7 protein-coding genes are annotated in these 12,621 nt (G+C 28.5%); all 7 read right to left on the reverse strand.

What is annotated here, in order from left to right; genetic code table 11:
* Positions 1-117: 117 nt before the first annotated feature.
* Positions 118-438 carry a hypothetical protein gene (locus AR335_RS19640; RefSeq protein WP_062239005.1) on the reverse strand — a complete coding sequence of 107 codons (321 nt, stop codon included), beginning with the start codon at positions 436-438 and terminating at the stop codon, positions 118-120.
* 587 nt (positions 439-1,025) lie between these two features.
* A complete protein-coding gene (locus AR335_RS19645; RefSeq protein WP_234293371.1) occupies positions 1,026-2,639 on the reverse strand; it encodes an NERD domain-containing protein in 1,614 nt (537 codons plus the stop codon).
* 13 nt (positions 2,640-2,652) lie between these two features.
* Positions 2,653-4,545 carry a DUF1998 domain-containing protein gene (locus AR335_RS19650; RefSeq protein ID WP_062239009.1) on the reverse strand — a complete coding sequence of 631 codons (1,893 nt, stop codon included), beginning with the start codon at positions 4,543-4,545 and terminating at the stop codon, positions 2,653-2,655.
* Between the two features lie 11 nt (positions 4,546-4,556).
* Entirely contained in the window at positions 4,557-7,931 is a 3,375-nt protein-coding gene (locus AR335_RS19655; RefSeq protein ID WP_062239011.1) for a helicase-related protein, read from the reverse strand.
* Between the two features lie 22 nt (positions 7,932-7,953).
* The gene (locus AR335_RS19660) at positions 7,954-9,024 is read right to left on the reverse strand and encodes a FapA family protein (protein ID WP_062239013.1); all 1,071 of its coding nucleotides are present in this window, start codon (positions 9,022-9,024) and stop codon (positions 7,954-7,956) included.
* A gap of 4 nt (positions 9,025-9,028) precedes the next feature.
* Positions 9,029-10,951: a UvrD-helicase domain-containing protein gene (locus AR335_RS19665; protein WP_062239015.1), complete on the reverse strand. Its 1,923-nt coding sequence runs from the start codon at positions 10,949-10,951 to the stop codon at positions 9,029-9,031.
* 13 nt (positions 10,952-10,964) lie between these two features.
* A complete protein-coding gene (locus tag AR335_RS19670) occupies positions 10,965-12,497 on the reverse strand; it encodes an ATP-binding protein (protein ID WP_062239018.1) in 1,533 nt (510 codons plus the stop codon).
* Between the last annotated feature and the right edge of the window lie 124 nt (positions 12,498-12,621).

Consider the following 12,621-nt stretch of genomic DNA (forward strand, 5'->3'; position numbering starts at 1 on the left):
TTAGGAGTGATTTAATTAATCACATTTACTTAAACAGAATTAAACTTCGTTCCCTCCTTAAACAAAATGATATGTTTCGACCTCATACCTATTAAATAAAAAAAAACCCAAACCAAATTAACAGTCCATTTCAAAGATTAAGAGGCCATTTTCAATAGCATGTTTATATTTCAATTCTACTGTTTTGTATTTCCTTTTTGCATAAACTGGAATATTCATCCCTAATAATTGAAGTAATATCTTATCAGTATGATCATTATCATGCTCTTCAAACATTCCAAAAATGTCACCAATCTCTTTTAAGGGAATGCGTTCACCGTTTTTTCTACTACAGTAATAATTAGTATATTTTCTTTTAGATTTTACATCTTTCAATTTGATTTGATAATATTCATCATCATTTAAATATTTAACTATCAACGGCTTTATTTCTGTCATAGATCAATATCTCCCGTATTTATATGTAAAGTGTTTAAAATTCTATTGAAATTTATATAAAACTGGTCTAAACACATAAATTCATCATTTGTTAAGTAACTACAATGTGCAATTTTATTTCGAAGCGGGTAAATTTTTTGGAAGGTTAGTAAAAATTCATGAGGAAAAATATATATTAATTCAGGGAAAACCCTAAAGTATGAAACTAATTCATGAAAATTAAGTTTATTAAATTCTTTATTCAGCCTTCTATATATGTACTTTAAGCGGAGCTTTCATTTCCCAATTATAACCATAAGATTCACTTAAGTTTCTAATGATAATTTGCCGTAATTTATTTTCTATTTCATACAGTTTCCCATATGCAGTCTCCATTTTCCTTATTTTTTCTTCCATATAACCACCTCAATTAATTCCCCCTACCATATTATGCTTATTTTATCATACTAAGAATGTTCTTATTATTTAAAAAATAAAAATATAGCGTATCTATAGACTTTATTTTTTCATAATTCGTACCCTTTCTAAGGGGTACGAATTATGAAAAATGTATTGCTTTGTTTTAGTTTTTGTATATTTGTTGAAATTTATTCTTTAATTTCCAGTACATAAAGTAAAAATTTCGCTCTAGTATATGCTACAAAATCTAGACTAGTTCTATTTAATAATTTTGAATCTATATGTTTTAAGTAAATGACTATATCTGATTCTAACCCTTTAAAACTTTGTACTGTTTTAAATAAAATTTCATTATCCGATAAACAACAATTATGACTTTCGGTTATTTTAAATGGACCCAATTCATTACTTCCATTTAAAATAGAATTTTCAATTTTTCTATCCGATAAGATAACAATTGATTTTGAATTAACTAATTCTTTTTGAATTAATTGTTTAAGTAATACTTCTAACCTATTCCTAACATCTTTCTTCTTCCTAAATAAGTGTTTTTCTGGTTTAACCCCAGGAATATTATTGGTCTTCGTGTAGTTACCTAAAGAAGTATTATTTTTTACCCAATTTATAATTGCAGATGTGTTTCTAAGATTTTCTCTAAGAAGAAATGGTGGTGAGTCTATTAAAAATCCATTTTTAAAATTTCTGTTAAATATATTTTGTTCACTATCATAGAAAATATATAAATTTGAGAGCTTATCATTTCGTAAAAAAAGTCTTGTAGATAGTGCCCATTCTTCATTAAAATCTTGTGCCTCATCTACAATAACTGTATGAAACTTTGGTAATGAAGGAACATCTGTAAACGCTGCTAGTATACCAAAGAGTTCTTTATCCTTGGTTAGTCTATCAAAATCTTTAATATTTTCCTTTCCCAATTGCCAAAAGGTTTTACATGTAATATTCTCATAATGTTTTGTTTCATTAACTAAAAATATTGCTAGTTCACTATTAAAGCACAAGAATAGTACATCTTTACCACTATTCGCATCTCGAATTGCTTTTTTTAATGCAATCCATGTCTTCCCCGTTCCTGCACCACCTACAAAAAAAGCTTGATTAAAATTTTCTGTTAAATCTAAATAATTATTCTGGATTGTATTTAACTCATCTATTTTTTTATGTTGTAATTCTAAGGTAGCACCTGATATAACTGAAATACTTATTTGCTTATTAATTAATGTAACAAATTTATTTATAGTGTCTTGTGGTAAAAATGACACATTTCTTCTTGTGGACTTCCAATAATGAAAGATACTATTTATTTTTTTATGAAGATCCTTCATATTAGAAAAATCAATGACCAATTCCTTTGGAGCTTCTGTGCTTAAATTAGCTGGAATATTATAAAAAGGGAATGCACATGCAAAACCATACACCCCTCTAAAATTTTGCTTATAATGGTCCTCGAAATACTTTTTAAAGAAATGCATACTGCCTTCTGCTTGCATAAAGGGACTCTTATCTAAAACTCTATAATTTTCATTGTCCAGCATAAGTATCCAATCATTATAATTATTTCTCTTTATTCCTATACCACCCTTAACTTCAATTGTAATATAACCGAAATCAGGGTCGAAAATTAAGAAATCACTTTCACTGTTTTGTCTTATTCCATTTTTTTCTGTATACCATTTAACAGAATAAAAAACATGACACCTTACAGGTAATTGCTCCTTTAATGCATAATAAAATTGTTTTTCTGAAGCAGTACAGTCAAACATTTCTATATTTTCAGGATACATAACAGCCAATCGGTTATTCCTCCCAAAATCCATAGAATCTATCACCGGTACTTTTATCATACCAGCCGACTAAAAATCTTCTATCCAGGTCCTTATTAAAGTGAACACATGATACCTCATTTAAATATAAACACCCTGAACAAGCATGGTCTCTATCTATACATATAGGATCAAAGATGCATTTATTAATTGTATCCTTAGTGGATTCTAACCACTTATCAAAATATGCTTCAAAGATGTTAAACATTGCCCCTATATTTAATCCTTGAGAATTTTGACAATATATTAATATTGCTGGAATGTTAGGGAAGATGTATTCAGACAACGAATTTTTATCTAAACCGCACAAATTAGCTGATTGTTTTAGTAATGCGTGACTTATAGAATGAATTAAATTATAAACATAATAGGTAATTTTATGGTCATTTTTATCAATTGGTGAAAATGATTTTATCACTGATGAGTCAATGTGATTTATAAACCATTTTTTTAATTCTTTTTCACATTTCAAATTCGGAGCTTGCTTTTCATCAATAATTTCATTTCTTATTAACCACTTAATTATGGCGGCTCTATCAATTTCAAATAAGATACCCTCTGTGTTCAATTTCGAAGCATAGACATTTTTTTTACTTTTATTTTCGGCTGGGAAACCAACTAAAGTAGCTTTTAAGGGGTCAGTTTCTTTTCTTGTATACCCATATGAACACATAATAAATGGAATATCTCCACTAGCTTGTACATGTTTAAAACCAAATTTCTTCGCTAATAATTCATACCTTTCGGGATTAGCATTAGTATTTAATTTTCTGGATACTTCTACAGCATTTTCAAGCGTAGAAACGTAATTATTTGGAGGATATAATACTGTATCATATTCTAAAAACTGAACAGATAAATTATTAAGATAGTTATCACTTAAATTTAGAATAGATTCATTTATTACATCTACAGCCTCTCTGATCCCCCCCTCAGTGGAGTCAACGCCTACAGAGGCAATTGCTACCTGACGTGCTTGTTCCTCTGGCCAACTAAACTGACTCATATACATTGTAATTAAATTATTTATCTTTTCATTTTTATCTTCTTCTGAATCTTCGTTTAATCGTTTTTTGGCGATTTTCCTCAATTCCGATCTTGAAATACATTCTAACCAATTACTTAATATTAGTTTTGAACCATCTCTGTTCTCTTCTAAGAATCTATCTAATTCGACATTGATTAAATCTATCATAGTTATGCTAAATGGAAGATAATTCGACATATCGAGAGCGTTTTTAGTGTATAAGAGCTTCCCACATGATGGACATGGTTTTCTAATTTCTAATTTCCTTGAGGGTTCATATTTACAATAAAACGAGAACCTCCCAGTATAAAAAAGGGACTTATAACCATGATCTCTATTTTTACATGGAATGGGCTCTACTGGGCCTCCCCAGCCACATGCACATGAATAAACTAAGTTCAATTGTTTAATTGTGCCACCGCAACTACACTTTCTTTTTGGATTCAAACGATAAAAATGATCACTTGTATTATAACTGTGGACTTTAGAACATTTAGCACAAAAAAATGTAAGTGGACTTATTTCAGTAATAATATCTGAGTTTAAACCAGGATCAGGAGTTCTTACAGAATAGTTTTCTTCAGTGATAGGAAAAACAAAATCTTTTACCTTACCTCTCTCGTGATACTCTTCTATATTTTGGGACAACCTTAGTAGTAATCTCCTTTTATTTATGTCTTTATCACTAAGCTCCCCGCTGTTCCAGTATTTAACATAAGCTGTGTATGCTGTACGATCTACTTTTTTATAAAAGTCAATCCAAGAATGAGGTAAATATTTATAGAGAGCTTGATTTAAACCACGTGCCATTTGGTTATCTTTTAATTGTTTATCACTCATGTTAAATCCCCCTATTTCATTTCAACAATAATAGGTGTATCAGTATCTCTTAAGCTATTCATAGGCTTTAAAAAACCTAAACGTTCAAATCCTTCTGTTAGGTATGCATCTTTTTTATTTTTCGGATTAAAATCTTCAAATTTTAACCTTCTAAAGAATTCATTCACTGAATTATCAATCCATTGGTCATAAATTTTACCTATTGAATTTGAATTACTTTGAAAAGCACCTTTTAAATGTTCTACTACTTCTTTACTATCAATAAGTCCATCTAATGTAGCTTTTTGCAATTTACTCATCATATAGATATTTCCATTAATTTCATTTTGTAATTTATAATCAAAATAGTTAAGTAGTAAAGCAGAGAAAACTCCTGGAAATGTTCGTTCTATAGCCTTCGTTGCCCAGCGATTTATAGGTACCGGCTCAACGAGTATGTCTTTAAACTCATGGAATTTTACAAAGTTTTTTAAGTAACTTTGATCTTTTTCTCTTGATGGTCTCATAATCATAAATACAGCACCAGGATGTTTTCTTCCTACTCGGCTGTAGGCTTGTATATACTCAGCTGTGTTATTGGGCATTCCGAAGAAAAACATTAAATTAAATCGGTCAGCATCAACTCCATGCGATATCATGTTAGTTGCCGTAATTAAATTTAATCCCTTAAAAACATCTGGTGTAGATTCGACTTCAGCAAGTATTCTACGAACATCCTGAAAACTATCATCACCCGTCATTTTTCTTGAGTCGAATGACTGAATATTCTCTTTATCTAACTCTGTATTAATCGGATCATCTAACGCGCTTAACACTTTATTTCCATCTAATTTCACATTATTATATTGTAGAAATATCCAATAATCTTCTAATATTTTTAATGAGTCATCTTTCCCAGTTACTTGTATGCCTGGAATATGCTGAATAAGTTCAGGATTCATAAAATATTTCCATAATATTACTTTCATGTATTTAAGAGAATACACTACACTATTAATGATAGCTTTACCGAAAGGAGCATATCCAATAATTTTTCGATGTTGATCATTTTCATCAACTTGAGCGTAAAAGTTTTTATTTAGATATGGAGACTCAGAAGGAAATCTTATCGGATCCTTTAAATAAAGATGATGACACTGCTCTTGATAAGCAGAGATGGTGGCTGTTGCTCCTATAATTTTAATTCTCTTTTTTGATGAAGAGAGATTCTTAATATAATATTGTATTAAACTCTCATAGTGGGAATCATAAACACCAAGTGATTCGCGAATTAAATGCAATTCGTCTTGAATAAATATTGTTGGAGCAGCATCTTTCAAATTAATTTTTTTTAAAGTTGATATGTCATTACATTGTTCCCTCTCAGTACAACACAATTTACTGCTATACCCATGTTTATCGCATTTTATTTGTATTTCGCCCAAAATATTTCTAAAATCGGACTGTACTCCTATGGATGCAAATTTATCTATAGTACTAATTATAACTGATGGTAAGTATCTATAAATCTCTCTATCTACCATATAAAAGGGTAGTACACCACTTGAGCTACAATTTGAATTATTACATTTATGTTCTAATCTGTGTTCATGTTCATTAAACAATACTGTTATATCTTTAGAGCGACAATATGGACAAATATCAATGACTTTGTATTCATCTGTTAAATCTTGAATCGATGTATTTATAAACTTTTGAGCTACTGTCTCTGTAATTTTATTTGGAGTGTTGTTATCTCCTACAAAATACCCTAACGAAAAAGTTTCACCTTCCTGCATATCTGGGTGTTGTTTTCTTATTAACTCAGCCATAGCTAAAATGTCCGCCAACCTTTGAACTTGTTGAACTGAAAGAAGTCTTAATGGGTACTTAATAATAGCAGAAACACCGGCATTTTTATCTCGTAAACGATCAAAGAAAAGTGTGAAAATAGTTACTCCAAGAAATGCCTCAGTTTTCCCTCCGCCTGTTGGGAAGTATAATAAATCAACAAGATCGATATTAGTTGGTCCCATTTCATCTTCGGAATATTCACTAGTACAAATATCAGGTATTAATGAAACAACAAACACTAACTGAAAAAGCCTCCAACTAGCATAACCTTTTGCCGATTTAGAAAACGCCATATTCATATTAATAAACGCTTCTTTTATTAAATTAAAGTTTTTAATTACACGAATTCCATTTTTAAAACGATTAATCTCTCTTAAAAAATCATTAATTTCTTCTTGGAATTTTTTCTCACCTCTTGATGATAATGATTTATCAGACACTTTTTGATTATAATCGGCAACCCACTCACTATATTCCTTATCCATTTCATTTGCTAAACCTTCAAGAGAAGAAACAGGCTCTTTATATAATTGTTGGAAAGTTATTTTAATATCATCTCTAGTTTTCAACCTTTTTTGCTCGAAAACAGGTAAGTGAGTTGTTTTTAAAATATTATCCTTTTCCTCAACTGTACAATTATGGCCAATTGCTTTTTGTCGTTTATCATATTTATAATCATCTTCAAAATAAGGTAACTCTATTGGGATAATATTTCCATTTTGCACTTTAATCTCTATACCAGAATCAAACAGAGTATTAATTCTTACTTTATCTTTTTTATGTCCATCTGTTTCAGTAAGGTTAAATAAATTTATTGAAACTTTGTAATACTCTCCAGTTTTTTTTATTTCACAATCTATTCCAAAATCCCAAGTTGGTACTTTAAACTCTCGTCCATAAGTGCCTAAAAATTTTTCCCAAGAGTTAGAATTCTTTATACTATTTAATTTCATATTATCGCGTATCAATCTATAAGAATTTTTATCATTTAAAATTTCTTTCTTTACCTTCTCGAGGAAATTAAAAACTTCATTATTATTATTTTCCTGCGTTGTAAAATATCCGATATTATTTTTCTGGTTAAAAATGTCTAAGAAATTCAGTTTAATCTTAACGTCTTCAATTTTAATTTTCTTATAAACATCAATTACTTCTTGCATAAATTGATCATTTTTATCTCTTAAATAGTTTTCAATTTCATTAACATCCGTAAATTTCATTTTATATAATTCTGTAGCCTTTTTAATACAATAATCTTTTTGTTCCTGAAACAAAGGGAATACGCGATAATAAAAATTGCCTGATGGAATAATTGTTATACTTCCATTTTCCAATGTTTCAGTATTAATAAAAAAGTCCATTCCTATTCTACTAATATTGGTAGTAGATGATTGGATGTCAGATTTGATATTTATAGGAGATAGCTTTCCAACAAGTATTTCCTCTTCAGGATGATTACCTATAATTCTATCTTTGTTGCTTCCCTTGATCTCATCCAAAAATTCTAGTAAAATATGATTTAGAAACAATTCCTTGTTTTTACTATTTAACATTATTTCCTCTCCCTTTTTAGAACTATTTCAACTTTTCGCTTATTTTTGTAAATAGTATTTTATATTCACTTTCTCTAAGTAAATATTTTCTTTGCTCTAAAAAGAATAAATTTTGAATTATACTTTCTCTTTTAAAATTACGTAATTCCAGTTTGTCCACTCTTTGTTTTTGAATTTCAAAAAAACCCTCAAGAACATCTTTTACTATTGAAATGTCGTACATAAATTTTGGTGTTGTATTTTTTAAATTAAGAAGAAGTATAAAATCTTCTATATATTCTATCCTTCTCATTTCAGATAATTTAAGAATTTTCGCGAAATTTTCAGTCAGTATACCAAGGCTTGGTAATTGTTTTTGTATATTCTCAAATTTTAATTCAATTGTGTCATAGTCATATTTATCCTCTATTTCTTTAACATAATTCATGAAATTATTTAATATTACATTGTTGATATGATTGAAAGTTTTACTAATTCCACTTAAACTTTTCTCATCATCAAATAATATTTTTTCTGGCATTTCTTTTTTTTCATTAAAATTTTCATGAGCTTTATAAAACTCATCATTTAAGATTAATACCTTTTGAGCCTCAGTTGTAATATTTGTTATATAATCTTTTACGAATATATTGTGAGCTTTACACTTGCCAAATCCGGTTATTCCTTCAAAACTTAAGATATCTTTTGAAACAGATAGTTCATTATCAATAAAAATTGAACCATTTACTTTTAGATAACCATTTACTTGGCCAAACTCAATGTCAAGGCCATTAGAATTTAAATTACCACCTATATTAATATTCTTAGTCTTTATTTCTGCTTTACATTCTACGTTACCGTTTGATATAAGGTCTTCAGCAAATATATTTCCTAGAACAAATAAATTTCTTTTAGAATGTATTCTCTTTGCTTTAATATCTCCAAATACAAATAAGTCATAATTTGTTGTTATGTTGTAATCAGATGTAATATTACCTAAAACTATAAAACTGCTCTCGAAAGTAACATCTGATGAAACTAAAATATCCCCTTCTTTTACCCAACTTTTAAGGCTATCTATAAACACTCCGTTATTTTCTAAGTATGTTATCAATTTGCTAATCCTCCTCAATTTGTGAGGCTAATAATATATTGGAATATATATTCTCTTTTTCTTGTGTGAGTATAATGTAAAGGAAATCTCTTGCTCTAGTCATACCTGTATAAAGCTGATTAATATTTTTAAAGAAATTTTCTTTCCTCTTTTCTAGATCGTCTTCCTTAGATAATGTTGGACTAATTAAATGAGCTAATTTATCAGATTTTTCATATAATCCCAGTGGAAGTAATCCGCAAAGTATTACTGCTCTAAAATCTAAACCTAATGCAGATTCAATAGTACATATAGAAACTCCTTTTCTCTCTCCGTATCTTTCGTAAGCGTCTTCATCATTTAGTAGAAGTGTATAGTCCATATAAGTTTCATTAAATCGATTTTTTAACCAATTTAATATATAATACCTTGCTACTCGATATTGCCTTTGTGGAATAAGAATTGCAATATCTGAAAGAGGAATGTTCTGCTCTTCTAATATGTTAATTGTTTTAAAAATATCGTCTATCTCATTAAAACGTGTTGATTTTATTACTTGTGGTTCTACTCCTGGCCTTACAGACTGACCTCTTAAAAATAAATCTTCTGTCCTGTTAATCTCAAATGACATTGTATTAAGGTAATCTTTTGCTATGGAAACGAAGTTATTAATATAATTATTAATTTGCTTACTATTTCTATAATTCTTTTCTATCCTTATAGTATTTGTTTCAAATGTGGGATAGTTTGGATCATTTATTAGCCAGGGTGCTAAACCCTTTTCAAGATTATTATTTATATTTTGAGACTTATCTCCTGAAATTACAAAAAGATGTTGGTCTTTGTCCTTTGATTTAAGTAAACCAAAACAAAGTTTATACCATTCTTTTTTAAATATTTGAACCTCATCAATAAATATTGCATCAAAACTTGAAGATATATTACCTGCATTAAATTCTTTTACTACGAGATTAAATACATCATTAAAATATGATTCAGTACCTGGTGTATAGGGGTTTCTAATACCATAATCCGCTAAAAGGTTTTGGCAGAGTGAGTGAAATGTTCTACATTGAACATTTTTTCTATTAAAACCAGCGACATCAATTCTCCACTGATAATATTGTGCAAGGTTAGTGTTAAAACAGGTAATCAAAACTTTCTTATCTGGATAAGCACTTGAAAATTTAAAGGCTTTTGCAATTAATACAGCACTTTTACCACTACCAGCACAAGCTAATAATAAGTGATTGCCCATGTTAAATTTATTAACAAGATGAATTTGTTCACTATCTAATGCAAGTGAACTAACAATTTGTTGGTTTGGTTTAACCATTAATTCCTCATCATTAATTATAAGACCAGTATCAATTGTATTTATTTTTTCAACGTGCAGGGGTATATAATACTCAGGTGCAATGGTAAATCCCAAAGTATTTAATTTTGCATGGTCTAGTGTCAGATTTTTATTATTAGAATTGAATAGGCTATCTATAGAAAATTCTTGTTTAAACATTTTGTAATATTCCTTATTAAATAAACAACGTTCTTTAATAAAAGAATCATTTAAAACAATATTACTTCTTTCTATATTTGGAAATAGATAAACCCAATTAAAACCCAGGCTAAGCGAACCATTAGCATTTAAGAAGGTATTTTCTCTTTTAAGCTTATTCATTAAAATTTTTTCTTGTCTATCCCATATACTAGATTTTAATAATGTGATGTAACTTTCTAAATTTTCATTTATAGCTGTTTCGTCAATTGTAATACAAAGAATACCAAGTTCTTTATGAACAAGTAGAAAGGGTATATTCAAAATACCTGTAGGGTTCAATTCTAAAAAAAGAATATATTCATCAGATAGTTTTTTTCTAAAGAAAGATAAAAGTAGTTTCTTAGAGGGGGTAAGTTCCAAATCATTATAATTTTCAGGTACTAATATCATTAATTACTCATTCCTATTTTAATTTTTTTATACCAAATACTTTTTCTAACTTGCTATACGCATATGATAAAAGTTCCTCTTCATTTTCCAGTTTGTTTTTTTTGAAAAATGTTTTAATTGATTTGATCATAATATCATAGACCTGTTTTTCTTTTTGAGAAAAATTTATTTCAACATATTCTTCCTTATTTTGTTCTAAATCTTTTATGGCTTTTTTTTGTTTTTTTAAGTTCACCAAGACTTCTTTAGCTTTTTTTTCAGTTTCCCCGGTAAGATTATTTTTGTTATTATTTATTTTTTTTTCTAATGTTGATACTCTTTCCTCAATTTCTTTCTTTTTTAATGACACAACTTCCATAGGAATTAGTTCTTTTAAATTGTTGATAGATTCCAGAAGTTTATTCGACTTATCTATTTCTTTATGCACAGAATTATTTTGAGAAGTTTGATTTGCAATTTTATCCAAATTCTTCCCTATTTTTTCTCGTAGATTCTGGTATAGCTTCTTCCGAGCACTATTACTTTCAAAGTTATCACGGGCAGAAGTAGGAATTAATTCTTCATCAAAAACATAGATTTCTCCTGCGAACCAAGATGACAAAAATTGTCTTCCAGAAGAGAATAGTGCGTTTGTTATTAAATCATTACTACCTATTCTAAATCCTTTATAAAATAGCCTCACATTTTTAACTAAATCATTTTGAATAGCCTTTGAATTATTTCCATTTTTGGTCACCCACCCATAAGCTAATAGTTTTTGGTTGGATGACTCTTCGTCAAATACTTCAAAAAAACGTAAACCTGATAATCCATCAGAATTTGAATACGGCTTAAATATTTTTTTGTTATTCAAGAAAATCTCTATAGTTTTGTAATCAGTCAGATTATCTACTAATTTTTCAGAAATTATAGAACCTAATGTAAATTGCTCTTTCTGAAATTCAATAGGCATTACTTCAGCTATATAGTTTTGAACTCTTTCTATATTTAATAAGTCATTTGCATCTTCCTTTATATCATGTAATATTACTTGCGTATAATGAGAATTACTTTGTTCCGGATATTCCTCAATAATTGTATGTTCTTTAATTAGTTCATTTAAAGGATAATTTTCGCCTACCTTTTTTCCTTCAATAACCTTTTTCAACATTCTTGAAGCAGAAAACATTATTTTATACTGATATGGAACACCATATTTAGTAGTAATTACTTCCAAATCATTAGCAACACTTAATCCTGCTAATTTACCTATACCTCTAAACCCAGTATTTTTAGTTGTTATTTTTTCAGAATAACCAAAATATCTATACTTTTCGACTGTATTTCTATCCATTCCTATTCCCGTATCATGTATGATAATTGAGTTATTTTCAATTTTAATTCGGATTTCCTCAGTACCTCGAACTCCTAATTCCCTAAGGTTTTTTATAGCATCATAACCATTTTGAATGTATTCCCTTATAATATCTAAATTATTTGGATATAAACCAGTTGTTAATACTTCTAGGACATATCCAAATACATGATCAGTATTACTTGTTTTCATTTAAAAATCCTCCTTAATAACTCTTATGATTATACAGTATTTTACTAATCCTCACTATGTAATATCGAAACTTGTAATATTTTCGTGTATTTATTTGTTCATTTCTTTAATATATTTATTTATT

Origin of the sequence: Fictibacillus sp. FJAT-27399 (genome assembly GCF_001510655.1) — a bacterium.
Classification (GTDB): domain Bacteria; phylum Bacillota; class Bacilli; order Bacillales; family Fictibacillaceae; genus Fictibacillus_C; species Fictibacillus_C marinisediminis.